Source organism: Rhodococcus sp. IEGM 1318 (assembly GCF_033142465.1).
Taxonomy (GTDB): domain Bacteria; phylum Actinomycetota; class Actinomycetes; order Mycobacteriales; family Mycobacteriaceae; genus Rhodococcus_F; species Rhodococcus_F qingshengii_B.
This window is the reverse complement of record NZ_JAWLSC010000008.1, coordinates 310868-337479: the sequence shown is the minus strand read 5'-3', so window position 1 is coordinate 337479 and position 26612 is coordinate 310868. Positions and strand designations below refer to the sequence as shown.

At 64.6% G+C, this 26612-nt stretch carries 23 protein-coding genes and 2 pseudogenes; 20 read left to right on the top strand and 5 right to left on the bottom strand.

The window, feature by feature from the left end; all coding sequences use genetic code 11:
• The 4 genes and pseudogenes from R4P65_RS20615 to R4P65_RS20600 form a co-directional block, all read left to right on the top strand.
• A pseudogene (locus tag R4P65_RS20615) lies at positions 1–336 on the top strand (cytochrome ubiquinol oxidase subunit I); the annotation flags it as partial.
• Between the two features lie 117 nt (positions 337–453).
• The gene (gene serB / locus R4P65_RS20610) at positions 454–1674 is read left to right on the top strand and encodes a phosphoserine phosphatase SerB (protein ID WP_020969288.1); all 1221 of its coding nucleotides are present in this window, start codon (positions 454–456) and stop codon (positions 1672–1674) included.
• Complete coding sequence (locus R4P65_RS20605; RefSeq protein WP_317827914.1) at positions 1671–2456, top strand: peptidyl-tRNA hydrolase; 786 nt, start codon at positions 1671–1673, stop codon at positions 2454–2456. Before serB ends, R4P65_RS20605 begins: the two co-directional genes overlap by 4 nt.
• Before the next feature lie 38 nt (positions 2457–2494).
• Positions 2495–3289, top strand: coding sequence for a membrane protein (locus R4P65_RS20600; protein ID WP_317827924.1), 795 nt, complete (start codon positions 2495–2497; stop codon positions 3287–3289).
• On the opposite strand, the pseudogene glgX reads toward R4P65_RS20600, so the two are convergent.
• Positions 3202–5244: pseudogene (gene glgX / locus R4P65_RS20595) on the bottom strand (glycogen debranching protein GlgX); the annotation flags it as partial. The gene R4P65_RS20600 and the pseudogene glgX sit on opposite strands and share 88 nt — an antisense overlap.
• Positions 5245–5295: 51 nt before the next feature.
• Between glgX and R4P65_RS20590 the strand changes: the two are divergent.
• From R4P65_RS20590 to R4P65_RS20570, 5 genes are read left to right on the top strand one after another with little or no spacing between them, the layout of a single operon-like run.
• Complete coding sequence (locus R4P65_RS20590) at positions 5296–6117, top strand: ABC transporter ATP-binding protein (RefSeq protein ID WP_230812782.1); 822 nt, start codon at positions 5296–5298, stop codon at positions 6115–6117.
• A gap of 56 nt (positions 6118–6173) precedes the next feature.
• Positions 6174–6992: an NUDIX hydrolase gene (locus R4P65_RS20585; RefSeq protein WP_230812783.1), complete on the top strand. Its 819-nt coding sequence runs from the start codon at positions 6174–6176 to the stop codon at positions 6990–6992.
• A 10-nt stretch (positions 6993–7002) separates the two neighbouring features.
• Positions 7003–7782: an enoyl-CoA hydratase/isomerase family protein gene (locus R4P65_RS20580; RefSeq protein WP_317827913.1), complete on the top strand. Its 780-nt coding sequence runs from the start codon at positions 7003–7005 to the stop codon at positions 7780–7782.
• Between the two features lie 53 nt (positions 7783–7835).
• On the top strand, positions 7836–8852 hold the full coding sequence (locus R4P65_RS20575; RefSeq protein WP_003944733.1) for a class I SAM-dependent methyltransferase: 1017 nt from the start codon (positions 7836–7838) through the stop codon (positions 8850–8852).
• A gap of 1 nt (position 8853) precedes the next feature.
• Entirely contained in the window at positions 8854–10011 is a 1158-nt protein-coding gene (locus R4P65_RS20570; RefSeq protein ID WP_317827912.1) for a THUMP-like domain-containing protein, read from the top strand.
• A 1-nt stretch (position 10012) separates the two neighbouring features.
• On the opposite strand, the gene R4P65_RS20565 is transcribed toward R4P65_RS20570, so the two are convergent.
• Positions 10013–11320, bottom strand: a complete 1308-nt coding sequence (locus R4P65_RS20565) for a PQQ-binding-like beta-propeller repeat protein (RefSeq protein WP_317827911.1) — start codon at positions 11318–11320, stop codon at positions 10013–10015.
• A gap of 137 nt (positions 11321–11457) precedes the next feature.
• Here R4P65_RS20565 and R4P65_RS20560 point away from each other — a divergent pair, with 137 nt between their 5' ends.
• A complete protein-coding gene (locus R4P65_RS20560; protein ID WP_230812790.1) occupies positions 11458–12213 on the top strand; it encodes an acyltransferase in 756 nt (251 codons plus the stop codon).
• 97 nt (positions 12214–12310) lie between these two features.
• Positions 12311–12946 carry a maleylpyruvate isomerase family mycothiol-dependent enzyme gene (locus R4P65_RS20555; RefSeq protein ID WP_230812791.1) on the top strand — a complete coding sequence of 212 codons (636 nt, stop codon included), beginning with the start codon at positions 12311–12313 and terminating at the stop codon, positions 12944–12946.
• An 8-nt stretch (positions 12947–12954) separates the two neighbouring features.
• Here the strand turns inward: R4P65_RS20555 and R4P65_RS20550 are convergent, their stop codons facing one another.
• Genes R4P65_RS20550 through R4P65_RS20540 form a run of 3 tightly spaced genes read right to left on the bottom strand, consistent with a single transcriptional unit; the run spans position 12955 to position 16561 of the window.
• Positions 12955–14199: a glycosyltransferase family 4 protein gene (locus tag R4P65_RS20550; protein WP_317827910.1), complete on the bottom strand. Its 1245-nt coding sequence runs from the start codon at positions 14197–14199 to the stop codon at positions 12955–12957.
• A complete protein-coding gene (locus R4P65_RS20545) occupies positions 14196–15722 on the bottom strand; it encodes a glycoside hydrolase family 57 protein (RefSeq protein WP_317827923.1) in 1527 nt (508 codons plus the stop codon). The genes R4P65_RS20550 and R4P65_RS20545 overlap by 4 nt, the downstream gene beginning before the upstream one ends.
• A 29-nt stretch (positions 15723–15751) precedes the next feature.
• A complete protein-coding gene (locus R4P65_RS20540) occupies positions 15752–16561 on the bottom strand; it encodes a class I SAM-dependent methyltransferase (RefSeq protein ID WP_317827908.1) in 810 nt (269 codons plus the stop codon).
• Between the two features lie 271 nt (positions 16562–16832).
• On the opposite strand from R4P65_RS20540, the gene R4P65_RS20535 reads away from it, so the two are divergent.
• From R4P65_RS20535 to R4P65_RS20495, 9 genes are all read left to right on the top strand, one after another.
• On the top strand, positions 16833–17633 hold the full coding sequence (locus tag R4P65_RS20535; protein ID WP_019747906.1) for an electron transfer flavoprotein subunit beta/FixA family protein: 801 nt from the start codon (positions 16833–16835) through the stop codon (positions 17631–17633).
• 48 nt (positions 17634–17681) lie between these two features.
• Positions 17682–18638, top strand: a complete 957-nt coding sequence (locus R4P65_RS20530) for an electron transfer flavoprotein subunit alpha/FixB family protein (RefSeq protein WP_003944698.1) — start codon at positions 17682–17684, stop codon at positions 18636–18638.
• A 135-nt stretch (positions 18639–18773) separates the two neighbouring features.
• On the top strand, positions 18774–19610 hold the full coding sequence (locus tag R4P65_RS20525) for a GNAT family N-acetyltransferase (protein ID WP_317827907.1): 837 nt from the start codon (positions 18774–18776) through the stop codon (positions 19608–19610).
• Complete coding sequence (locus R4P65_RS20520; protein ID WP_317827906.1) at positions 19610–20509, top strand: lysophospholipid acyltransferase family protein; 900 nt, start codon at positions 19610–19612, stop codon at positions 20507–20509. Before R4P65_RS20525 ends, R4P65_RS20520 begins: the two co-directional genes overlap by 1 nt.
• Before the next feature lie 52 nt (positions 20510–20561).
• Positions 20562–21791, top strand: coding sequence for a cysteine desulfurase family protein (locus R4P65_RS20515; protein WP_317827905.1), 1230 nt, complete (start codon positions 20562–20564; stop codon positions 21789–21791).
• The gene (gene mnmA / locus R4P65_RS20510; RefSeq protein WP_317827904.1) at positions 21791–22903 is read left to right on the top strand and encodes a tRNA 2-thiouridine(34) synthase MnmA; all 1113 of its coding nucleotides are present in this window, start codon (positions 21791–21793) and stop codon (positions 22901–22903) included. The genes R4P65_RS20515 and mnmA overlap by 1 nt, the downstream gene beginning before the upstream one ends.
• A complete protein-coding gene (locus R4P65_RS20505) occupies positions 22900–23922 on the top strand; it encodes a methionine synthase (RefSeq protein ID WP_317827903.1) in 1023 nt (340 codons plus the stop codon). The genes mnmA and R4P65_RS20505 overlap by 4 nt, the downstream gene beginning before the upstream one ends.
• Before the next feature lie 69 nt (positions 23923–23991).
• Complete coding sequence (gene ligA, locus R4P65_RS20500) at positions 23992–26073, top strand: NAD-dependent DNA ligase LigA (RefSeq protein WP_411742566.1); 2082 nt, start codon at positions 23992–23994, stop codon at positions 26071–26073.
• Positions 26074–26120: 47 nt separating this feature from the next.
• Entirely contained in the window at positions 26121–26609 is a 489-nt protein-coding gene (locus R4P65_RS20495) for a GNAT family N-acetyltransferase (RefSeq protein WP_230812805.1), read from the top strand.
• The last annotated feature ends 3 nt before the right edge of the window (positions 26610–26612 follow it).

The window sequence follows — 26612 nt, the reverse complement described above, 5'->3', positions numbered from 1 at the left end:
GGTGCCTCGACGCTTCCGTTCATCTGGAACGTCTTCAAGAGTTACCGCTACGGCGAAGTGGTCACCGTCGACGATCCATGGGGCTACGGAAACTCGCTGGAGTGGGCAACTACCTGCCCGCCGCCGCGTCACAACTTCACCGAGTTGCCGCGCATCCGTAGCGAGCGTCCGGCGTTCGAGCTGCACTACCCTCACATGGTCGAGCGGATGCGCGCGGAAGCGCACGTCGGCCCGGGCCACGGTGGGAAGAACGCCAGCACCGTGCTCGAAGATGCTCGTCACGAGCCGCTGACAGTCGGGGACGAAGGCGACCCCGGCACCGACAGCCGCTCCTGAGCGAAGTAACACACTGAAGTAACCAGCAAAAGGCCCCGCCCGAGTAACGGGTGGGGCCTTTCGCTTGGCACAATAGTGACGATCAAGACGCGAACAAAGAAACGATCGGAGTTTTCGGTGGGTGCCTCTGACACCACTGTTCTGGTGACTGTGACCGGGCCGGACCGCCCTGGCGTCACCTCGGTACTGTTCGCGGCACTGTCGCGGCACGATGTGCGTCTACTCGACGTGGAGCAGGTGGTGATTCGAGGTCGACTGACACTCGGCGTCATGGTGGCCTGCCCGAACGATCCCGAAGCACTTCAGGAAGAACTCGAACAGGCGATGGCGACGGTCGGAATGAACGTCGACATCGAAATCGGTGCCGATCCCGGACGGCCCGCGGTGTCCACCCACGCGGTAGTCGTTCTCGGCAGCCCGGTCAATGCTCGCGCTATGCGATCGGTTGCACGCGAACTCGCGAAGCAGGGCGCCAACATCGATTCCATCCGTGGTGTCGCCGATTATCCCGTCACCGGTCTGGAACTCAGCGTCAGTGCGGCGGATACCGTCGACGGCGACGCGAAGCTGCGCACCGGACTCGCCGAGGTTGCCGCACTCGAAAACGTCGACATCGCGGTCGAGCGCGCAGGTCTCGCTCGCCGGGCAAAGCGTCTGATCGTGTTCGACGTGGACTCGACGCTCGTTCAGGGCGAGGTCATCGAGATGCTCGCCGCGAAGGCCGGAGTCGAGGACGAGGTCCGCGCCGTCACCGAAGCTGCAATGCGCGGCGAGATCGACTTCACCGAATCACTGCACCAGCGTGTGGCGACACTCGCCGGTCTCGACGCCTCCGTCATCGACGAGGTGGCAGAGAGCATCGAACTGACGCCGGGTGCGCGCACCACGATTCGCACCCTGCGCCGCCTCGGATTCCACTGCGGCGTGGTGTCCGGCGGTTTCCGCCAGGTCATCGAAGGCCTCGCACACGAACTCGAACTGGACTTCGTGCACGCCAACACCCTCGAGATCGTCGACGGCAAGCTGACCGGACGTGTGATCGGTGAAATCGTCGACCGCGCGGCGAAGGCCGTCGCGCTGCGCAAGTTCGCCGATCAGGTCGGTGTGCCGATGGAACAGACCGTCGCCGTCGGTGACGGCGCCAACGACATCGACATGCTCAACGCTGCAGGTCTGGGTGTGGCGTTCAACGCCAAGCCTGCGTTGCGGGAGGTCGCGGACGCGGCTTTGTCGCATCCCTTCCTCGATGCCGTGCTGTTCATTCTCGGTGTGACCCGCGACGAGGTCGAGGCTGCGGACGCCGTCGACGGTGGCGTACGACGCGTACCGATTCCATGAGTTCCGATCCAGCAGTCAGTTCCGATCCAGCTGTGAAGTCCGGCCCCGATTCTCGCTGGCGCGAGCGCCACGCGGTGTTGGCCGCTGGGTACGGTGGGCGAGACGATCCCGCGGATCCGGCGCTGGTGTTGGCGATGCCGATCATTCTCCACATCCCGAAGGCAGACCCGCCGAAGCGCACTGCACTGCTCGAGGCTGCCGCAACGGCGGCAGTGGCGCTGTGCCTGGACGAACGCGTCGGGTTCACCGAAGACGGGGAGCCCGGCCCGTGGCACGAGGACTATTCGGCGTGGGTGGGTGCCCGGATCCGGAAAGTGTCTCGCCGAGCGCGTGGAGCCCAGTGGCTCGCCGCGCAAGAGGTACCGGGAATCACCGTCGACGTGGATGGTGCCCAGGCGCGGGCTCTGGTTCCCGGGCCGGTCGGAGAACTGGACCCGCGAATCAAGAAGTTGCAGATCGGTGGCACCGACCTCGAGCACGACGAGCCTGGCGAGCCCGAGCCTGGCCTTCCGGTGCTGTGGATCGACTCGGCGCTCGAGATGACGGTAGGCAAGGCGTCGGCACAGGTCGGGCATGCCTCGATGTTGTTGGCAGCGGCCATGTCCGAGAAACAGTGCTGGGCGTGGGCGCAGAACGACTTCCGTTGCTCGGTACGCGACGCAAGTCCGAAACAGTGGGCCGAGGCAGTAGGTCGATTGAAGAGGTCGGAGGCCGTCGCGGTTCGTGATGCAGGGTTCACAGAGGTGGCACCAGGCTCCATGACAGTCATCGCGGTTCCGTAGAGACCTCACCCGACCAGTCCAGTGTCGGCAACTTGGCTATGGATAAACAGTCCAGTGGCCTTCAAGATGGTCGAGTGTTGATACGGAGATTCGCCTCGCTGTTCGTCGGTCTGTGGTTGTACGGCTTCTCGATGGCCATGATGATCACTGCCGGCCTCGGACTGGACCCATGGGATGTGTTTCATCAGGGTGTGGCCGAGCATGTTTCGCTCAGTTTCGGCGTGATCACTGCGATTACCGGTGCGGTGGTACTGCTGCTCTGGATTCCGATCCGTCAGCGGCCAGGGTTCGGCACGGTCGCCAATGTCGTTGTCATTGCAATCTCGGTGGATACTTCACTGGCCTTCTTGCCGGTCTTTGATTCCATGCCAGTTCGCGCCGCGATCATGGTCGCGGGAATCCTCCTCAACGGACTGGCCAGCGTTCTCTACATCGGGGCAGGCATGGGGCCGGGTCCCCGCGACGGATTGATGACAGGACTGGTCGCTCGCACCGGCCTGTCGGTCAGGCTTGTGCGTACCAGCATCGAAATCGCGGTCCTCGCTACCGGATGGCTTCTCGGTGGAACCGTTGGCGTCGGAACCGTGTTGTACGCCTTCGGAATCGGACCGACCATTCAATTCCTGATCAAGGTGCTGCCGGATTCTATGACAGCAGCGGTGACCGGCGGACGTGACACCGAACGTAAGGCCAAGACCGTGGGGCCGGTCAACGAGATCTCGGTGCCGACGGGAACTTCCGCCGTGGAGGTAGGTTCGCCGGTCGGTGACGCCGAATCGAACGATGCAGTCAAGGTGCCGTCGAACCATTCCGGAGTGCCGACGGTGACCTGAACCGGTCCGCCGGAATGCAGGATCAGGAGCCAACTGTCGTCACCGAGCGGGCGCCCGGTCCGAGTGTGAGACCGAACGTCGGCTCCGTCGATCCAGGCCTGCAGCGTTCGGTGACTCTCGTCGTACCATGCGGTGTCGTCGAACTCGACGCCGGCAGAGTCGAACCAGACGAGGTCCGGGTGCTCCAGTCTCCTTCTGCCCTCGAAGAATTCGGGCTGACGCAACGCCGGTGCCGCTCGGCGTAATCCGAACGCTCGGGAGACGAACTGCACCAACGACTGATCGGCGCTCGTCCAGTCCAGTGCCCACGAATCGGCTGGGGAGGCAAGTGTGGGAACACAATACGCGTTGTTGTTCCCGCCCAGGCTGTGGCCGAACTCGTCTCCGGCGGTGAGCATCGGTGTACCTGTCGACAGCACGAGAGTGGCCAGCAGCGCCCGTACGTGACGTGCCCTGGCGTCCTGAATCTCGGGATCGGTGCTCGGGCCTTCGATTCCGTGGTTGAACGAATCGTTGTGATCGGCGCCGTCACGATTGTCTTCGCCATTGGCCTCGTTGTGCTTGTGGTTGTATGCCACGAGATCGGCAGCGGTGAACCCGTCGTGCGCCGTGACGAAGTTGATCGACGCCCAGGGGCGACGGCCGCTGCCGGCAAAGATGTCCTCGGAACCGGCGAGGCGGGACGCGACCTTCCGGACGCTGGAGCCGCCGTTCCAGAACTGGCGAATGGTGCTGCGGTACTTGTCGTTCCATTCGGACCACTGGAGTCCGAAGTTTCCGACCTGGTATCCGTCGGCAGTCGCATCCCAGGGTTCGGCGATGAGCTTGCACCGAGTCAGTACCGGATCGGAGGAGATAGCCGACAGGATTGACGCGCGCTGGTCGAAGCCGCCGCCGCGCGGTCGACCCAACGCGCTCGCGAGATCGAATCGGAAGCCGTCGACACCCATTTCGGTGGCCCAGTAACGGAGGCTGTCGGTGATCATGCGGACGGCGATGGGGGAGCAGGCGTCGACCGTGTTGCCGCACCCGGTGAGATCGATGTCGCGGCCGTCGCCGTCGAGGAGGTAGTAGCCGGGGCCGTCCAAACCTCGCCAGCTGACACTGATTCCGTCGACGCTCTGCTCGCAGGTGTGGTTGTAGACGACATCGAGGATGACCTCGATGCCTGCCGCGTGAAGTGCGTCGACCATGATCCGGAACTCGGTGACTTCGCCGCCCGGTGTTGCCGCGTATCCGGGATGCGGGGCGAAGTACGACGCCGTCGAGTATCCCCAGTGGTTGCGCATCCCTCGCTCGCGAACGCTGTGTTCGCTCAGAAACGCCTGCACGGGAAGCAGTTCTACGGCGGTGACGCCGAGTGAGCCGAGGTGATCGACGACGGCCGGCGCGGTCAGACCGAGGTACGTTCCGCGGTGGGCTGCGGGAACTCCTGGATGCGTGGCGGTGTATGCGCCCACATGCAGCTCGTAGATCACGCTTTCCTCCCACGGAGTCTCGAGGCGCGCTGCGGCGGGCGCGAGGCCCGGGGTCACCACGGACAGTGGCACATGGCCGAGCGAGTCGAGCGTCGACGGGTCGCCGAACGGATCGCCGGCGTACGACAGGAGGGCACGGTGATCACCGAGTTCCCCCTCGATGCGGCGCGCCCACGGATCGATCAGCAGCTTGTGTGGATTAAGTCTCAGCCCGGCGCGCGGATTCCACGGGCCGGACGCCCGAATTCCGTAACGCTGCCCCGCACCGATCCCGGCGATGATCCCGTGCCAGATTCCGTACGTGTGTTGCCGAAGTTCGACGCGATCTTCGTTTCCGTCCTGGTCGATCAGGCAGATCTGGACGTTCGAAGCAGCTGGGGCGTGGACCGCGAACTGGGTTCCGGAGTCCACGATGTGGGCGCCGAGTGGGAACGGAGACCCGGGCGTCGGGGTGTGAGTTTCGATGAGAGGCGACACGCAAGATGATCCTGCCGTGAACGGCCGGAGAATGTGCGGGAAGATGTTCGGGTGCCGCTACCTGATCCAGATCTGCTCATCGATTTCGACAACGTACTCATCCGCCGGGGAGGGTCCACTCTCGTGGGTCCCGTCACCTGGAAAGTTGAGCTCGACGAGCGATGGGTGGTGCTCGGACCCAACGGCGCCGGCAAGACGTCGCTGCTGCGAATAGCTGCCGGTGAAACTTTCCCGACCAGCGGTTCTGCCCACCTCCTCGGTGAAGTTCTCGGCAAGGTCGACGTCAACGAGTTGCGCCCGCGAATCGGACTGTCCTCGTCGTCGTTGGCGAACCGCGTTCCCGGCGACGAGAAGGTCAGCGACCTCGTCGTGTCGGCGGGCTACGCCGTTCTCGGTCGGTGGCGCGAGGAGTACGAATCCATGGACACCTCGCGTGCTGTCGAGATGCTCGAAAGCCTCGGCGCCGAGCACCTTGCGGATCGGACGTACGGGACGCTTTCCGAAGGCGAGCGCAAGCGCGTCCTCATCGCGCGAGCCCTGATGACCGATCCCGAACTTCTTCTTCTGGACGAGCCCGCCGCCGGGCTCGACCTCGGTGGCCGTGAGGAACTTGTGGCCAGACTCGCAGAACTGGCTGCCGATCCGGACGCCCCGGCAACCGTTCTGATCACCCATCATGTCGAGGAAATCCCGCCGGGATTCACTCACGCACTCCTTCTCAAGGAAGGGGAGGTCGTCTCCCAGGGCCTTCTGGAGGACGTCATCACTGCCGAAAATCTGAGCGCGGCATTCAGCCAGTCCATCAGCCTCGACAAGGCGGACGGCCGATACTTCGCGCGCCGCGCGAGGCCGTCCGGAGCTCATCGCGCGTGAGCTTCAATGGGACCTGAAATGCGGCCAAGATCACAGATCGCGTAGGTTCGCGAAGCATGGCTAACGAGAATGCACGTGCTGTCCCCGAGCCCAAGGATGCGTCGACCGTCATCTTGGTGCGCGATGCCGAATCCGGTATCGAGATCTTCCTGCTTCAACGAGTACAGGGGATGGCCTTTGCCGGGGGCATGACAGTCTTCCCCGGCGGCGGCGTCGACAAGTCCGACGCGACGGCCGAGGTCGAGTGGGCCGGCCCGTCGGTCGAGTGGTGGGCCGAGCGGTTCAGCACTGATGTGGCTCGGGCGAAGGCCCTCGTCTTGGCTGCGGTTCGGGAAACGTTCGAGGAGTGCGGCGTCCTGCTCGCCGGACCGACCGCAGACACCGTCGTGGCGGACACGGCCGGCTACGCGCAGGACAGGGTTGCCCTCGAAAAGCACGAGCTGTCGTTCAGTGATTTCCTGAAAAAGGAGAACCTGGTCCTGCGAACGGATCTGCTGCGGCCGTGGGCGAACTGGATCACGCCGGTGGGCGAGACCCGCCGCTACGACACCCGCTTCTTCGTCGCAGCGTCACCGACCGGACAGATTGCGGACGGAGTCACCTCCGAGGCCGCCGAGGTCCGTTGGCAGAGCCCGCAGGATGCTCTTGCGCATTGGCGTGAGGGCGGCAGCATCTTGTTGCCGCCGACGTGGAGTCAGCTGACCGAATTGGCCAAGTTCAGCTCGGTGGCGGAGATACTCGCAGCCGAGCCGGAGATCCCCGTCATCCTGCCTACGTTGATCACCGACGAGGAAACGCTGCGCGTCGAATTCCCGAACCAGGACGGGTACTACACCGCCGGACCGCATCCGTGGTCGATCAAGGCGGCAAAGTAGATTCTCGATCATGGCTGAATTTGTGACTCTCGAAGTTTCCGAAGGCATCGGCACCATCCGTCTGGCGCGCCCGCCCATGAACGCACTGAACCGTCAGGTTCAGGACGAGTTGGCCGCTGCCGCACACGCTGCGACCGTCGACAAGGCGGTCAAGGCCGTCATCGTCTACGGCGGGGAGAAGGTTTTTGCTGCCGGCGCCGACGTCAAGGAAATGGCCGAGATGGATTACGGCCAGATCCGTGACGCGATCGGCGGCATGCAGGCAGGACTCGGCGCCGTGGCGTCCATCCCGAAGCCGACCGTTGCCGCGATCACCGGATACGCACTCGGTGGCGGACTCGAAGTTGCACTGTCGGCCGATCGCCGGATCGTCGGAGACAACGCCAAGCTCGGAGTTCCGGAAATTCTGCTCGGAATCATTCCCGGTGGCGGCGGAACGCAGCGCCTGGCTCGCCTGATCGGGCCGGCCAAGGCCAAGGATCTGGTTTTCACCGGCCGTTTCGTGGGGGCTGACGAGGCGTTGGCCATCGGGTTGGTCGACGAGGTCGTCGCTCCCGACGACGTCTACACCGCAGCCCGCACGTGGGCCTCGCAGTTCGTCGGAGGTGCATCGCGTGCGTTGGCTGCTGCCAAGGCGGCCATCGACGAGGGTCTGAACACCGATCTGGAATCCGGCCTCAAGATCGAGCAGCATCTGTTCGCCGGATTGTTCGCGACCGAGGATCAGACGATCGGCATGGAGTCGTTCATCGCCAACGGTCCGGGCAAGGCCGAGTTCACGGGCGAGTAGGCTCCCCTAAACTAGAACTTGTTCATCTCTTACCAGCGAGTAGGATAGCCGCCATGACAGCCAGCCCGAATGACGACGCAACCGTCACGCCGCCCGCCGCTACCGACACCTCGGTAGTCGACCCCGCGCCGCGGCCGCACGCCACGGCCGAAGAGGTCGAGGCCGCTCGTAAGGACACCAAGCTCGCCCAGGTGCTCTACCACGACTGGGAAGCCGAAACCTACGACGACAAGTGGTCCATCTCGTACGACGAGCGCTGCATCGACTACGCACGTGGTCGTTTCGACGCTGTAGCAGGCGACCAGCCGCTGCCGTACGAGCGCGCGCTCGAACTGGGTTGCGGCACCGGATTCTTCCTCCTGAACCTGATGCAGGGTGGAGTCGCCAAGACCGGTTCGGTCACCGACCTCTCGCCCGGCATGGTCAAGGTCGCACTGCGCAATGCCGAAAGCCTCGGCCTTCCGGTCGACGGCCGTGTTGCCGACGCCGAGACCATTCCGTACGAGGACAACACCTTCGACCTGGTGGTCGGCCACGCCGTGCTGCACCACATTCCGGACGTCGAGAAGTCGCTCCGTGAGGTCCTTCGTGTCCTCAAGCCCGGCGGACGTTTCGTCTTCGCCGGTGAGCCCACCACTGTCGGCAACTTCTACGCTCGCTGGCTCGGCCGCGCGACGTGGGAAGCAACCACACGCGTGACGAAGCTGCCGTTCCTGGCAGATTGGCGTCGCCCGCAGGAAGAGCTCGACGAGTCCTCCCGCGCAGCAGCGCTCGAAGCTGTCGTCGACATCCACACGTTCGACCCCACCGACCTCGAGAACATGGCGAAGTCTGCGGGCGCCGATCAGGTCCACGCTGCCACCGAGGAATTCGCCGCGGCGCTTCTCGGCTGGCCTGTCCGTACTTTCGAAGCGGCTGTTCCACCGGAGAAGCTCGGTTGGGGCTGGGGGCGATTCGCTTTCGGTGGTTGGAAGACGCTCAGCTGGGTCGACGAGAAGGTGCTTCGCCATGTCGTTCCTCGCGGATTCTTCTACAACGTCATGATCACCGGCGTGAAGCCCGGCAACTGAATTGGGTTATGACTTCACCCTCGGCGACGTCGACTATCTCGGAAGTGATTCCGGCGTAGCTGCCTTGGCCGAGGTGGATCAGCTCGAACTGTCCACGCGTACGCGTCTGGCCGACATCGGCCGGGCGCGTACGCGTTTCGGTGATCACATGCCTGCGCTCGTGGACACCGTCCTGCTTCGACGCAAGGCCACTACGAAACTGCCGGGCAGTGATCAGTGGTTGTTCACGGACGACGCGATGCAGCAGGCCACTCCCGGCGTCGTGGCGGCGCACCGCGCGCAGCGTCTGATCGGGCGCGACGTCCACGACGTGACGTGTTCGATCGGCGCCGAACTGCATGCGTTGACCGGAGTTGCGCATCGCGTGATCGGCAGCGACATCGATTCCGTTCGGCTGGCGATGGCACAGCGCAATGTGCCGAGCGCAGCGTTGTTGCGGGCCGACGCACTCCGCCCCACGACACGCGGGACCGTCGTACTGGCAGATCCCGCGCGGCGATCGGGCGGTCGCCGCACTCACGATCCGGCAGCGCTGATGCCGCCGCTACCGGACCTCATCGAGGCGTACTCCGGCCGTCATCTCGCGGTGAAGTGCGCTCCCGGACTCGATTTCGACAACCTCGGCTGGGCCGGCGAAGTCGAGGTCGTCTCGCTCGACGGCGGAGTCAAGGAAGCCTGCCTGTGGTCGACGGGACTGGCCGAGTCCGGCGTCACGCGTCGAGCTTCGGTCCTTCGCTCCGACGGGAGCGGGTGGGCGGTCACCGACGCGGAGGACGACGTGATTCCGGAGCAAGCGCCGGGGGAGTGGATCATCGACCCGGACGGAGCGGTAGTGCGCGCGGGCCTCGTGCGCCACTACGCGGCCAGACACGGACTGTGGCAACTGGATCCGCGGATCGCTTATCTGACCGGTGACAGTGTCCCTGAGGGCGTTCGCGGATTCCGGATCCTCGAGCAGATCAAGTACTCGGAGAAACTGCTCAAGCAGACGCTGGCCAAGCGGGACTGCGGTGTCGTCGAAATTCTGGTTCGGGGCGTCGACGTCGACCCGGCAGCGCTGCGTCCGCGACTCAAGCTGAAAGGCTCGCTTGCGCTGAGCGTCGTGATCGTGCGGATCGGGCGATCGGCGTCGGCCTTCATCTGTGAGGCATCCCGCTAGATCACTTGAAGACGAACAGCTCACCGATTGCGCTGGGCGTCAACACTTCGCCCTTGGGACCGATGGAGGTGCCGACGGTGAATCCGACCGCGCCCGGCAACGTGTCCTGATCCACCGTCTCGCCGGTTTGGGTGTCGAAGGTGATCAGGCTCAGTCCGTTCTCGCCCTCGCGTACGACGGTGTATCCGGTGTTTCCGGCGGTCTGTGCCGGAACACCTAGCTGCAGAAGGTCCTTACGCTCCCAGACCAGTTCGGCATGATCTCCCTCGTCGCGCACGGCAAGGAGATGCCCCTTGTCGCCGCCGGCGGGGATAATTAGGCCGTCGTCGGACGTCGAGGCGCTGCCGGCCGAGTTGAAGCCGATGTCGTAACTCCACCTGGTGTCGCCGGTTTCGGCGTCCACTGCCCAGAGGGACCCGTTGTTGTCGGTGGCGTACACGGTCTTGGCGTCCTTCGACAGGTCCGGGCTCGACGCAGTCCCCCCGGGAAGCGCATCGGTGGACCACTCGCGGGTGATGGACGGATTGTCGCCGCCCGTGTACTTCATGGCGACCAGATCGGCAGCCTGAGAACTGGGTCCGTAGAAGGTGAAGTAGAACTTGCCGGTGCCCAGGTCGACTGCCGGAGTATTGGCCACCGGGCAGCCGGACGTGCCGAGGAAGCACTCGTTCAAACCCTTGTTGTCGGGAATGAGTTCTGCATTCGCGCCCTGGTCGATCGACGGCGGTGGGATCAGGTCGAACGACGGAACCACTTTGGCGCCGGTCTGCGGATCGAGCACGTTGATCTGGCCCAGCTGCGTGATGAACAGCAAGTTGCCGTCGCCGGTGAACTGCGACGAGAGCGGCGTGCCGACAACAAGCGTGCGCCAACGTAATTGGCCTGTCTCGGTGAACGACATCATCGCGCCGCTCTCGCCGACGTAGACATTGGTGGCCGTGTCGACGATGGGCGTCGAGGCGACTACGCCGTCGTTGAGTCGAGCGCACCACTTCTTGCGACCCGAATCCATCTGGAACGAAAAGAGATTGCAGCCGTTCTCGGTGCGGGCGGTGACGAAGCTCTGGCCGTTCGCGGCCACCGAGGCGTACGCGGCAACCGGACCGCCGAGGGGCCGTGACCACGCGAACTCGATATCGCGTGACCCGGTGACCGGACTCGTGTCGCTGTTGCGTGCGTCGGCATGCATGGCCGGCCAACCCGCCGACGCGTACCGGTCCACCCGGCCGTCGTCGCTGCCGCAACCGGCGATCAGGACCGCAGCGATCGCCGTCGACACCATCACGGACGACCGTAGGACCCGCCGCATCACAATCTCCCTGCCTTCACTTCGTCAAGAGCCTTCGACAACTGCACAAGCCCGGACCAGAGACTATCCCGACCGGGGCAACGTGACGGGGCACACCCCGAGGGTCGGTGAGTCGGCCCCACGTAGGCTGAACACTCATGACGAGCATGTGGGGCGCACCGTTGCGCACTCGATGGCGGGGATCACGCCGAGGCGACAGCGATCAGGCCAAGTTCTTGACGGTCGATTCCCTCAAATGGGTTCTGGCGAACAAGGCGTACACACCCTGGTACCTGGTGCGGTACTACCGTCTCGCCAAGTTCAAGATGGCCAACCCGCACGTGATCCTGCGCGGCATGGTGTTCCTCGGCAAGAACGTCGAAATCCATTCCACCCCCGACCTGTCCCGCCTCGAGATCGGGCGCTGGGTGCACATCGGTGACGGAAATGCGATCCGGTGCCACGAAGGCTCGCTGCGCATCGGTGACAAGGTCGTCTTCGGCAAGGACAACGTCGTCAACACCTACCTCGACATCGAAATCGGTGCTTCGACGCTCGTAGCCGACTGGTGCTACATCTGCGACTTCGACCACCGCATGGACGACATCAACACACCGATCAAGGACCAGGGCATCGTCAAAGGCCCCGTCCGTATCGGCCCGGACACCTGGGTTGCCGCCAAGGTCACGGTGCTGCGGAACACCCGCGTCGGACGTGGGTGTGTCCTCGGGGCGCACGCCGTCGTCAAGGGAGACATCCCGGACTACAGCATCGCCGTCGGCTCGCCCGCGAAGGCGGTCAAGAACCGCAAGTCCGATTGGGAAGCCGGCGCTGCCGATCGCGCGAAGTACGTCGCGGCGCTCGAGGACATCGCACGCAAGAAGGCTGCTGCCGACGCATCGTCGACCTCGTAGCTCACTTTTCGGCAGAACCAGCGATTACTTTCGGCGCCGCCACCGGTCTGTATCGGTATCGGCGCCGAAAGTCTGCGCCGGTGAAAGGAGTGCCGACATGAGCGAACAGACACCTGAATGGGTCGTGGCGCAGCGCCGCGAACTGGTGGGATTTCTCGAAGGCCTGAGTGCAGAGCAGTGGAATGCGCCGACCCTCTGCGACGGGTGGCGCGTCCGCGAAGTGATCGCGCACATCACCATGCCGTACCGATACTCGGCGCCGCGATTCGTCCTGGAAATGGTCAAGTCACGCGGAAATTTCAACAAGATGTCGAATCGGCGAGCGCTCGCCGACGCGTCGGAAGTTGGTGAACAACAACTGCTTGCCTCACTTCGTGACAATGTTGCACACCCGTGGAAGCCGCCGGGCGGCGGCTTCGAGGGTGCGCTCTCGCACGACGTGATCCACGGTCAGGACATTCGCGTGGCACTCGGCGACGATTACGTGGTGCCGGAAGATCGGCTCAGCCGCGTCCTCGGCGGCCTCTCGCCCAAAACAGTGAAGTATTTCGGGACGGATCTCGATGGCGCGCGGTTGCACGCCGACGACCGAGACTGGGAATACGGTGCAGGCGCCGAGGTCCACGGAGCGGCGCAGGATCTGCTGCTGGTGCTGTGCGGCCGGATGTTGCCGCCAGGCCATCTGCTCGGGGATGCGGGTTCTCGCTTCACCGCGCCACTCCCGACCTCCTGAGACTGAGGTCAGCGCCCAGGTAGCGGACGCTCGGGTATCTGCGGACGTGCCAGCGGCTGCCGCACCCGACGCTTTGCGCCCGCGTAGACGTGCGCAGTCTCCTCGGCGACCTGATGCCAGTCGAAGTCCGACGTCAGGCGTGCCCGGGCCGCCACGGCCCGCTCCTGTGCCCCGGTGGGATCGTCGAGAACCTCGCGAACTGCCGAGGTGAGTCCGGCGATGTCGCCTGGTTGGAAAGACATGCCTGTCACCCCGTCGACGACGGCCTCGCCCAGTCCGCCTGCGGTGGACGTGATCAGCGGAGTGCCGGCTGCCGCCGCTTCGAGGGCGATGATCCCGAACGGCTCGTAGCGTGACGGCAGGACGATGGCATCCGCGCCGTGCAGCCAGCTGAGCAGTTCGGTGTGATCGAGGTTGCCGAGAAAGTCGACGGCCCGCGCGACGCGATGCGTGCGTGCCTGCTGGTAGAGCCAGGTGAACTGAGTACCTTCGCCCGCGATCGCGAGGGTCGTGCCGGGGTGGCTACGACGGATTCGGGGGAGTGCCGCGATAGCGTCCTGCACACCCTTCTCGTATTCCAGTCGCCCGACGAAGAGTAGTTTCGGCGGTCCGGATCGCGGTCCGCGTTCGCGAAAGTTCCACGTGGTCACGTCGATTCCGTTGCGGATGACGGTGATCGGTGGAAGCGTCGGGCCGTAGAGCTCGGTCACTTCTTCCTGCATAGACGCCGAACAGGTTATGAGAGAGTCGGATTCGTTTGCCAGCCACCACTCGACGGAGTGGACCTGACGGTTGATTCGGCCGGAGATCCAACCGCTGTGCCGACCGGCTTCGGTGGCATGAAGCGTGGAAACCAGTGGTACGTCGTAGAATTCGGCCAGGGCGATTGCCGGATGTGCAACCAACCAGTCGTGCGCGTGCACCACATCCGGTTGCCAACCTTCGCCGACGCCCGGCTTGTGCAGCGCCATCCCGGCACGGACCATCGCATGGCCCATGGCCAGGGTCCACGCGAGCATGTCCTCACCGAAGACGAAGTGCGCCGGGTCCTCGGCCACTGCGACGACGAGAACGCCCTCGGAAATGTGCGTGACTGTCGGGTGGGTCGATGAATCGGTGCCGGACGGGCGGCGTGAGAGCACCACGACCTCGTGGCCAGCGGCTGCCAATTCGGTGGCGAGATGGTGGACGTGTCGACCGAGCCCGCCGACGACGACCGGTGGGTACTCCCACGAGACGATGAGAATTTTCACGACGGACTCAGTTCTGTGTCAGGCAGACGGCGAGCATCCAGTCCCGGAAACAATCCGTCGGCGCGATTCCAGCCTTCGGCGAGTCTCACGGCGACGGCATCGCGGCCGGATACCAGCGCTTCGGAGATTTCCCTGGTCGCATGGGCGTGCTTGTGCGCGCGTTCGCGGGCGTACCCCGCGGCCGAATCCTTGCTCACCATGAATGCCCAATCGCTCGAAACTGTCATCAGTGTCTCGCGAAGTACCTGATCGTTGACGCGGTTTCGCAGTTCCGGTCGTCCGGGTGCGTTGTCGCGTCCGCGAGACTTGTCCACGGTGCTGAGCGCGGTCTCTACTACCTCGGAGTTCAGTTGCACCAGGTCGGATACCTGATCGCCGGCCCACACGCGCCAGTCCTTACCCGATCCCCAGGACGAGTCCTCGAGCTGAACGAGTTCGCCGACGTATCCCGATGCCTTCGCGTCGGCGAGGGTGCCGACGCGGATTCCGGCTTCGGGGAGCGCGCGCAGGAGCTTCTCGACCCACTGCGGACCTTCGTGCCACCAGTGCCCGAACAGTTCGGTGTCGAAAGCGGCGACCACGAGGGCGTCGCGGCCGATGCGGGCGGATTCACTGCGCAGACGCACCCGAACGGTTTCGACGAAGTCGGCGACATGCTTGTCGACCGCGGCCGCGGCGAGATCGGGGTCGTACGGCAACTTGTCGGCGGAGTCGACGGTCCGTCCGGTGACCCGCGACGGCTTGAGGCCCGTCTCGTGGTCGTAGGTGTGGAAGTCGCGGTAAGCAGCGTGACCCGGATATCCGGATTTCGGGGACCAGACGCGGTAGCTGACCTGCAGGTCGCGGCCGAAGGCAACCACGTCGGATTCTCGAACCGGGCGACCGAGGGACGTGTCGCCGCGCAAGGCGGGGCCGTCGACCATGAAGTGGGTGACGCCCGCTTCGGCGTACCCGCGCTCCATGCCCGGGGTGTACCCGCACTCGGGTCCCCAGATCCCGGTAGGGGTGTGGTTCCACCGGGCGTGCGCGTCGGCGAGACCTTCGCGGAGGGAGAGGGCCCGCAAGCGGGGATCGAGCAGTGGTTGGAACGGATGGGCCAGCGGCCCGCCGAGAAGCTCGAATGCCTCACGATCTATGAGGTCGCGAAATACCGGTGAGGCACCGTGCTGCCAGTGAGTCTCGAAATCCTCGAGAGCAGCTGCTGACGCCCGGTGTTCGCGCGCTCCGAGTTCGCGGTGTGCTGCGTCCGGCATGCCGGCGGCCTCGTGGGCACGGATCTGCCAGTTGCCGAGCCAGTGATGCATTCCGGCGAGGCAGTGGGGATCGTCCAACTGGGCTGCGAGTACCGGCGTGATTCCCAGCGTCAGCAAGTGCGATCGGCCCTCGTCGGCCAAGCGTCGCAGCGCGGCGGCGAGCGGAATGTATGACGCAGCCCAGGACTGGTAGATCCACTCCTCGCCGACGGGCCATCTGCCGTGGTTGGCGAGCCACGGCAGATGGGAGTGCAGAACCAGGGCGAACATCCCCGGTTCGGTGACGGGTGTTGCGTTACTCACTCGCCGGTTTCCTTCATAGCAGCGTCCTTGACAGCGGTGTCTTTCACGGCGATTGCGACGAGATCGAGGCTGTCGTCGATGTCAGGTTCGCTGATGCTGAAGTCGTCGACGGTGATGCCCTCGACGTCGCGGGTGAGATCTTCGGGCCAGGGCTCACCGGCCAACGCGCGGTCGATCTGCGCGTTGATGAACGATCCGCCGTGCTTGGCGTCGAGTTCCTTCAGGCGTGAACCGTGGTGCACACCGGTCATCAACTGAACGCGGAATCCGGCGTCTTCGAGCAATTCGGTCATTTCGGCGGCGTTGAGCTCACGAGTGTGGAAAGGGTTGAGCGGCGTGTCGCGGCCGGGGGAGAACGTGATCCGGTTGGGGGTACTGATCAGAAGTTCACCGCCGGGAGCGAGAACTCGGAAGCACTCGCGCAAGAACTGACCCTGATCCCACAGGTGCTCGATCACCTGGAAATTGACGACGACGTCAACCGAGTTGTGGGCCAGTGGAAGCTCGGCGAGGTTGCCGTGGAGCATCTCGACGCGGGGGTAGCGCGCACGAACGTGTTCGACCGCGGAGACGTCGTAGTCGAGGCCGGTAACCTTCGTTGCGACGTCCGCAATCATGTTGGCGCCGTAGCCTTCTCCGGATCCGGCCTCGAGGACTCGGCGGTCCGTGCAGCGCTCCAGAAGTGCGCGGTACACCACTTCGTGGCGTCGGAACCAGTAGTTCTCCTCGGGGATTCCTGGCACGGTTCGTTCGCCCGTCAAGGGCAGGGGTGCGTCCTCGTGGTTGCTGACACTCGTTTCACTCACCCGTGCGAGATTAGTGCCATCCGAGTAGAACGTGTTCGCCGTGGTCCAGATCACTGCTGTCAATTCCTGTTCGTGCCGTTATGGTGGACGAGGTTCCACGTTAAGTTACCCACCGGTAACTTAACGTGGGGTAATCTAACGCACAGCCGACGTGAACCGAGAAATCCGCCCGTAGGGAGACCTGTCGGACTCTCTTTTCGGACGCTCGGACTGCGCGAGCACCACAGACGATTTATCAGGTGAATTACACACAGGAGGTCGACGAAGACCCATGACGAATATCGTTGTTTTGATCAAGCAGGTCCCCGACACATGGTCCGAGCGCAAGCTGACCGACGGCGACTACACGCTTGACCGTGAAGCCGCCGACGCAGTCCTCGACGAGATCAACGAGCGCTCCGTCGAAGAAGCACTCCTCATCAAGGAAGCTCAGGGCGGTGAGGTAACGGTGCTGTCTGCAGGTCCCGACCGCGCCACCGACGCTATCCGCAAGGCTCTCTCGATGGGCGCCGACAAGGCTGTCCACATCAACGACCCGGCACTGCACGGCTCCGACGCGATCCAGACCGCATGGACCCTCGCTGCTGCTCTCGGACAGATCACCTTCGAGAACGACGAGCCTGCCGACCTGATCATCGCCGGTAACGAGGCCACCGACGGTCGCGTCGGCGCTGTCCCGGCCATCATCGCCGAGTACCTGGGCATCCCGCAGCTCACGCAGCTGCGCAAGGTCGTCGTCGCCGACGGCAAGATCACCGGTGAGCGCGAGACCGACGAGGGCGTCTTCGGCCTCGAGGCTTCGCTGCCCGCGATCGTCTCGGTCACCGAGAAGATCAACGAGCCGCGCTTCCCGTCCTTCAAGGGCATCATGGCCGCGAAGAAGAAGGAAGTTCTCGTCTACACGCTGGCCGACCTCGGAGTCGATCCGGAGACCGTCGGTGTTGCCAACGCCGGCACCACCGTGACGTCCTCCACCCCGAAGCCCCCCCGTACCGCTGGTGAGCGCATCGCCGACGAGGGAGACGGTGGCACCAAGATTGCCGCTTACCTCGTCAGCAACAAGGTCATCTGATCGCGCCCTTCTAGACATCCAGCAGAAGAACTCAGGGAGAGTTAAGTCATGGCAGAAGTACTTGTGCTCGTAGAGCACGCAGAGGGTGCGCTGAAGAAGGTCAGCACCGAACTCATCACCGCTGCACGCGCACTCGGTGAGCCGTCGGCAGTTGTCGCCGGCCCCGCGGGCACCGCAGCAAAGCTCGCCGACGCGCTGGCAGCAGCCGGCGCCGAAAAGATCTACGTCGCCGAGTCCGACGACATCGACGGCTACCTCGTCACCCCCAAGGTCGACGTTCTCGCCGCTCTGGTCGAGTCCACCAGCCCGGCAGCAGTCATCACCGCAGCCGGCACCGAAGGCAAAGAGGTTGCCGGTCGTCTGGCCGCCCGTCTGGGCTCCGGACTGCTGACCGACGTCATCGAGATCAAGGCTGACGGCACCGGCGTCCACTCCATCTTCGGTGGTGCGTTCACCGTCGAGGCCAAAGCCAACGGCGACGTTCCCGTCTACTCGGTTCGTCCGGGTGCCGTCGAGGCTGCTCCGCAGGCCGGCGCAGGCGAGCAGATCACCGTCGAGGTTCCGGCTCAGGACGAGAGTGCCGTCAAGGTCACCTCGCGTGAGCCCATCGTCGGCGGCGACCGCCCCGAGCTCACCGAGGCGTCGGTTGTCGTCTCCGGTGGACGTGGCGTCGGCAGCGCTGACAAGTTCTCCGTCGTCGAAGAGCTGGCCGATTCCCTCGGTGCTGCAGTCGGTGCTTCGCGTGCCGCTGTGGACTCGGGTTACTACCCCGGACAGTTCCAGGTCGGTCAGACCGGTAAGACGGTCTCCCCGCAGCTGTACATCGCGCTCGGCATTTCCGGTGCCATCCAGCACCGCGCCGGCATGCAGACGTCCAAGACCATCGTCGCGGTCAACAAGGACGAAGAGGCACCCATCTTCGAGATCGCCGACTTCGGCATCGTGGGCGACCTGTTCAACGTCGCACCGCAGCTCACCGAAGCTGTGAAGTCCCACAAGGGCTGAAACGCACAATCTGCTGTGCGCCTTTATCAACCCCCCGCGGTTGATAAAGGCGCACAGTGCTTTATTCACCCGGCCTGCATCGGTATGTCACTTCGTCGATACCGGGATGCCGTTCGCGCTCGATAAACCTTGCGCATGACAATTACGTCAGTCCTTCGCTCCGCGAGTGACAATCTCGGCCGTGAGGTCGCCCAGCCGAGATATTCCCTGATCGTCTCCTCCGACCGCGAGCATCGTGTCGCTGCGCAGCGCCTTCGATACCGAGTGTTCGCCTCCGAGCCAGGCTTCTCCCTCCCGGCAACGGCTGGGGTGTTCGAACTCGACGCCGACGCCTTCGACGAATTCTGTGATCATCTTCTCGTTCGTGACAACATCACCGAGGAGTACGTCGGCTGCTACCGAATGCTGCCGCCGGATTCCGCTGCGATGGCCGGTGGGTATTACACCGCAACGGAATTCGACATCTCCGCGCTCGACCCGGTGGCGAACAGGATCGTGGAGATGGGGCGCGCGTGTGTCGATCCCGCTCACCGCACCGGATCCGTCCTGAGCCTGATGTGGTCGGGCATCCTGCACTATCTCGAACTGACCGGATACGAGTGGGTGATGGGTTGCGTCTCCGTGCCCATCCTGCCGCGCCCCGATGCCATTGCCGGCGCAGATGTCCGCGGCGTGCGTGACTTCGTTATGAAGAAGCACGCCAGCCCGGTTTCGCGACGGGTGATCCCACGAAACCCGGTGGTCCTCGGCGGTCTGACGCTCGACGAGATCGGCGTACCGGAACGCCTCACGATGCCGCCGTTGCTCCGTGGCTACCTACGGATGGGCGCGACGATCTGCGGGGAGCCTGCCTACGATCCCGAGTTCGGTGTGGCCGATTTTGTTGCGCTGCAAGGCCTTCACTCCGCAAACAAGCGTTATCTCGAACGGCTGCGATCGGCGGCCGCCGCACACGAGTCGGGGATGGGCTGATGACCGCGGCGGTGCCGTACTGGGTACCGACGAGCCCCTGCGGCGACGGGTGTCTACCTGCGGACGCACCCGCTGTGTCGAGTATCACCGTGATTGCCCGCGGGGTCATGGTTGGTGCCGCCCTGGTGACTGCGCCGGTGCTGTCGGCCGGCTGGCTACTCCCGCGCACTTGGCGCACGGAGATGCAACGCGGATACTCGCGGGCGTTGCTGCGCTGTCTGGGGATGAAGCTCACGGTCGACGATCAACGGTTGGGGCGCGCCGAACCGGCAGGCGTGATGGTTGTCGCCGGTCACGTGTCGTGGACCGACGTCCTCGTCGCGAGTGCCGTTGCGCCGGCCAACTTCGTCGCCCGCGCGGACCTGCTCGACTGGGCAGTACTCGGCGGCCTCGCACGGCGGATGCGCGTAGTGCCCATCGACCGCGCCCGACTGCGGGATCTCCCCGGAACCGTCGACGTCGTTCGCGAACGCTTGCAGCGCGGTGTCCGCGTGATGGTGTTTCCCGAGGGAACGACCTGGTGTGGCCGGGCGTACGGCGGTTTTCGCCCGGCGATGTTCCAAGCTGCCGTCGACGCCGAATGCCCAGTTCAGCCGATGGCGATCCGATACGAGAACGCCGACGGTTCCCTGTGCACCGGACCGTGCTTTGTCGGCACCGAAACGATCGGTCAGTCCATCCGTCGGATCCTGCGTCAGAAGAACGTCGAGGTGAAGGTCAGGCTGGCTCCGCTCGAAGAGGCAGGGGAGTGTCGAGCCGATCTCGCCCAGCGATGCGAGAGAGCCGTACGTGGCGTCGACATCATCGATCTGGCAGCTCACGACATCTTCGACCCCGCACCGGAACTCGTGACACAAGCCGTGGGACAAATCGATCCCTCCCGAGTGATGAGCGCTTAGCCTGCTGAGCGAGGCCGGGAGAGCTCTCGTGCTGGGCTATCCTTGTCAAGCCATGACTCTGCCTGCCCACAGTGCCCACGCCGGATCTCCGGTGTACCTCGATCATGCCGCCACGACTCCGATGTCGGCAGCCGCTATCGAGGCGATGACCGATGCCTTCAAAACCGTGGGCAACGCGTCCTCGCTGCACGGCTCCGGTCGTGCGGCCCGGCGCCGCGTCGAGGAATCGCGCGAATCGATCGCCTCCAGCCTGGGCGCGCGGCCGTCGGAGGTCATTTTCACCTCCGGGGGAACCGAGAGCGACAACCTCGCGGTCAAGGGCATCTACTGGGCTCGCCGTGACGCCGATCCACGACGCACTCGCATTCTGGCCAGCTCCGTCGAGCATCATGCGGTGCTCGACGCCGTCGAGTGGCTCGAGCAGCACGAGGGCGCGCGCGTGACGTGGTTGCCGGTCGACGAGAACGGTGTGGTCGATCCGCAGACGTTGCGCGACGAACTGTCCGTCCACGCCGACGAAGTAGCACTGGTGACGGTGATGTGGGCCAACAACGAGGTCGGCTCGATCATGCCGATCGTGGAGTTGGCGGAGGTCTCGGCCGAGTTCGAGATTCCGATGCACAGCGACGCGGTCCAGGCCGTTGCCCAATTGCCCGTCGACTTCGCAGCGAGCAAGTTGTCCGCGCTGAGCATCGCGGCGCATAAGTTCGGTGGTCCGCACGGCGTCGGTGCCCTCTTGCTCGGACGCCAGGTTCCCTGTGTGCCGCTCCTTCACGGCGGTGGGCACGAACGTGATCTGCGTTCGGGCACTCCGGATACCGCGGGAGTTGTCGGCATGGCTGCGGCGTTGCGCGCAAACGTCGAGAACTTCGATTCCAGCACAAGGGAATTGGCGCAGCTGCGTGACCGTTTGATCGAGGGAGTCCTGGAGGTCCTTCCCGAGTCGGTGCTCAACGGCCCGACCGGATCCGATCGGCTTCCCGGTAACGCGCACTTCACCTTCCCCGGCTGCGAAGGCGATTCGTTGCTGATGCTCCTCGACGCAGCCGGTATCGAATGTTCCACCGGTTCGGCCTGCACCGCCGGTGTGGCCAGGGCAAGCCACGTGTTGATCGCGATGGGCGTCGAATCGCCCGTAGCGCGTGGCTCACTGAGATTTTCGCTCGGACATACGTCGAGTGTCACCGATGTGGATGCGCTGCTCGCAGCGCTTCCACAAGTAGTAGAGCGCGCTCGGGCCGCCGGTCTCGCCGGTGCCGGTTCGCGTGGAGGGGATCGCTGATGCGAGTACTCGCAGCCATGAGCGGAGGTGTCGACTCCGCTGTCGCCGCCGCCCGCGCTGTTGCCGCCGGACATGACGTCGTCGGAGTTCACCTTGCGCTGTCCACGGCGCCGGGCGCATTGCGGACAGGTTCGCGGGGTTGCTGCTCGAAAGAAGATGCCGGCGACGCCAGGCGCGCCGCCGACGTCCTCGGAATACCTTTCTACGTCTGGGATTTCGCCGATCGCTTCAAGGAAGACGTGATCGACGACTTCGTGGCGTCCTACGCGGCAGGTGAGACCCCTAACCCCTGCCTGCGCTGCAACGAGAAGATCAAGTTCACCGCACTCGCCGATCGTGCGATCGCTCTCGGCTTCGACGCCGTGGCGACCGGTCACTACGCACGCCTCGAAGACGGTGTGCTGCGCCGGGCGGTCGACGCGGACAAGGACCAGTCGTACGTCCTTGGTGTGCTGACGGCAGAGCAGCTTTCACGCGCGATGTTCCCGATCGGTGACACCCCGAAGGAACAGATCCGCGAGGAAGCCGCCGAGCGCGGCCTCGCTGTGGCGAACAAGCCTGACAGTCACGACATCTGCTTCATCCCGACCGGCGACACACGAGCATTCCTGGGTGCACGCATCGGCGTTCGTCCCGGAAGCGTTGTCGACGCCGATTCGGGTGAAGTCCTCGCTGCGCACGACGGCGTCCACGGCTTCACGATCGGGCAGCGTAAGGGTCTCGGCGTCGAAGGTCCGGCGGGTGACGGCCGTCCGCGGTACGTGACCGCGATCGAGCCCGAAACCGGAACGGTCCGAGTGGGTTCGGCCAAGAATCTCGACGTCTGGGCCATCGCGGCGCAGCGTGCGATCTGGACTTCGGGCCAGGCGCCGGAGGGCCCGGTCGAATGCATGGTGCAGGTTCGTGCGCACGGCGGGCTGGCGGAGGCCGTCGCGGAGGCCGTCGATGACGGTACTTCAAGCGGCGGTATATCGATCTCGTTGCGCGAACCACTGACCGGCGTCGCAAGGGGACAAGCTGTCGTGTTGTATCGCCCCGACAGCGAACTGGGCGACCAGGTCCTCGGCAGTGGCACCATCTCGGGCACCGAATCCGAGCCGAACACACTGTGACGCAGCAGGTTTCCATCGGTGGCCTCGTCACCGGAATCGGATCCTGGCCGGGCACGGATGCCCGCGAAAGTGCCGCAACCATCCTCGGCGAGCTTGGCGGTTTCCCACATCTGGTGGAGCTGCCGGGCCGGGGTCTCGGCGCAGACATGGTCGGCCGGGCAGGCGCCATTTTGGTCGACATCAACCTCGACGCCTCGACGCGTGCCTATCGCGTCGTGCCTCGGCGGGGCAACGTGGCGAAGCGGGCCGAGGACTTCCTGAATCAGGATCTCGACGCACTCGAGGAAGCCTGGGAGTCGGCCCGCTTGGTCGGCGGAGATCACGTGATCAAGCTCCAAGCTGCCGGCCCGCTGACGCTCGGCGCCGAGATCGAGGTCGCGAACGGCTCGCGAGTTCTCGTCGACCGCGGGGCGCTCCGCGACATCGCCGAATCACTCGGTGAGGGCCTCGCGCGTCATGCGGCCGAGGTCACTCGCCGCACCGGCGCCACAGTGGTGATCCAGTTGGACGAGCCCCAGATCGCGGCCGTACTGGCCGGTTCGCTGCCGGGGCGCACCAAGATGGAGAGCGTTCCGGCACTGCCCGAACCTGAGGCGCTCGCCGTTCTCGACTCGACGATCAGCGGTAGCGGGCTGCCCACGATCGTCCACAGTTGCGGCGCCGACATGCCGTGGGATCTGCTGAGGCGAAGCCACGCGTTCGGCGTGAGCTTCGACATGTCCCTCATCGGCTCACGCGATCTCGACGGCATCGGCCAATTGTTCGACGCCGGCAAGGAACTGGCGCTCGGTCTGGTTCCGTCCGTGGAGCCGGAAAAGCCGGTGACGTGGAAAGAGTGCGCGATGCCTGCCGTCACGCTGATCGATCGTCTCGGATTCTCGCGTGAACTCCTGCAGACCCAGGTCGCGGTGACCCCACGCTGCGGTCTTGCGGGTGCGAGCCTGGAGTGGGCTCGTGCCGCTCTTCGACTGAGCACAGACGTCGGCAAGGCATTGGTGGACGATCCCTCGGCGTTCTGATGCGTGGAGTCATGTGGTGTGTCGGTGCGAACCGATAATCTTCTAGCTGTGACTGAAACCGCGGATGCAATGCAGCCAGCGCCCAACGAGGCGCGCGAGCAGTGGACGGAGCTGGCCGAAGAGGTACGCCAGCATCAGTTCCGCTACTACGTTCGTGATGCGCCCGTCATTTCGGACGGTGCATTCGACATATTGCTCGGGCAGCTCAATGCTCTCGAAGAGCAGTATCCGGATCTGCGGACTCCCGACTCCCCGACGCAACTGGTCGGCGGCGGATTCGCGACGGACTTCACATCCGTCGATCACCTCGAGCGGATGCTCAGCCTCGACAACGTCTTCGACGAGTCCGAACTCCGTGGATGGATCGCCAAGGTAGAGCAGGAAACCGGGCCCGAACTGCACTTTCTGTGCGAAGTGAAGATCGACGGTGTCGCTCTCAACCTTGTCTACGAGAACGGCAAACTCGTGCGCGCCGCTACCCGCGGCGACGGTCGCACCGGCGAGCTGGTCACACTCAACGCCCTGACGATCAACGACATACCGGAGCGGCTCACCGCCACGGACGAGTACCCGATTCCGAGCCTGCTCGAGGTGCGCGGTGAGGTGTTCTTCCGCCTCGAGGACTTCGCTGCACTCAATGCCTCGCTGGTGGAGGAGGGCAAAGCGCCGTTCGCCAATCCACGCAACTCCGCGGCGGGCTCCCTGCGCCAGAAGAATCCGGCCGTCACCGCGCGTCGTCGCCTCGGCATGATCTGCCACGGATTCGGAAGCATGGAAGGTTTCGATCCGGCTTCGCAGTACGACGCATACGTGGCCCTCGCCGCCTGGGGTCTGCCGGTGTCCACGCACACTTCGCGGGTGGTCGGCGCCGACGCCGTGGTCGAGAAGATGAAGTACTGGGGAGAACATCGCCACGACGTCGAGCATGAGATCGACGGCCTGGTGGTCAAGGTCGACGAGATGTCGTTGCATCGACGTCTGGGCACCACGTCTCGCGCACCGCGGTGGGCGATCGCGTACAAGTACCCGCCGGAAGAGGTCACGACCAAGCTCCTCGACATCCGGGTCAGTGTCGGCCGCACGGGACGTGTGACGCCGTTCGCGTACATGGAACCCGTCACGGTGGCGGGTTCCACTGTGTCCTTGGCCACGCTGCACAACGGATCCGAGGTCAAGCGCAAGGGTGTGCTGATCGGCGACACCGTGGTGTTGCGTAAGGCCGGAGACGTTATCCCAGAGGTCCTCGGGCCCGTGGCAGACGTGCGCGACGGTACCGAGCGCGAGTTCGTCATGCCGACGCACTGCCCCGAGTGCGGCACGTTGTTGGCACCCGCAAAAGAGGGCGACGTCGACGTGCGATGCCCCAATCAGCAGTACTGCCCGGCGCAGTTGCGCGAGCGCGTGTTCCACGTTGCCGGTCGCGGGGCATTCGACATCGAGGTGCTCGGATACGAGGCCGCGACCGGTCTGCTGGAAGCGAAGGTCATCGGCGACGAGGGCGATCTCTTTTCCCTCGACGCCGAGAAACTGATCGATGTTCCTATCTTCCGCACCAATGCGGGAGCACTGTCCGCCAACGGAAAACGCTTGCTGGCCAATCTGGATTCGGCCAAGGACAAGCCGCTGTGGAGAGTGCTTGTGGCACTGTCGATTCGGCACGTCGGCCCTACTGCCGCCAGGGCGTTGGCCGGCGAATTCGGTTCGTTGCAACGCATTCGGGAAGCGTCGGTCGACGAGTTGGCTGCAGTGGACGGCGTCGGATCCACGATCGCGGCGGCGGTCGTGGAGTGGTTCTCGGTCGACTGGCACGAGCAGATCGTCGACAAGTGGGCGTCGGCCGGAGTGCGCATGGAGGACGAACGAGACGATTCGATTCCGCGCAATCTCGAGGGCCTCTCGATCGTTGTCACCGGTTCGCTCGAGACGTACTCGCGCGATCAGGCAAAGGAAGCGATTCTTGTGCGCGGGGGCAAGGCGGCAGGTTCGGTCTCGAAGAAGACCGCCTTTGTCGTCGTTGGTGAGGCGCCCGGTTCCAAGCACGACAAGGCCGTCGAATTGGGTGTACCGGTGCTCGACGAGGACGGCTTCCGGCGGTTGCTCGAAGATGGCCCGGATGCAGTCGCTCCCACGGAATTGGACGCAGCAGAGTGACTTTGTCCGATTTCTGAGATTGGCGTGTGGGGTGCCATAGTGACGCCATGATCGAGATTCGTGAAGTTCTGCCGGCAGAGTTCGAGACCGTCGGTGAGCTGACTGTGCAGTCGTACGTGGGCGGCGGATTTGTCGCCGACGGATCCCCGTACGCGGAGCGCCTGCGCGACACCGCAACTCGGGTGGAGCAGGGGCGGGTGCTGGTGGCCGTTCTCGGCGATCAGGTCGTGGGTTCGTTGACGATTGCCGAGCCCGGTACGCCCTTCGCCGACGTTGCGCAGAAGGGTGAACTCGAGTTCCGCATGCTGGCGGTCTCGCCACAGGCTCGGGGATCGGGCGCCGGAACCGCATTGGTTCGCGCCGTGATCGCCGACGCTTACGATCGCGGCGATCACTCGGTGGTCATTTCGACGCAGCCCGAGATGGTTGACGCGCGTCGTATCTACGACCGCAACGGTTTTGTCCCGGATCCCGAGCGCGCGTGGGAGCCCATTCGCGGCATGGAACTGACCGTCATGGTTCGCGGCCTGGCCTGATTA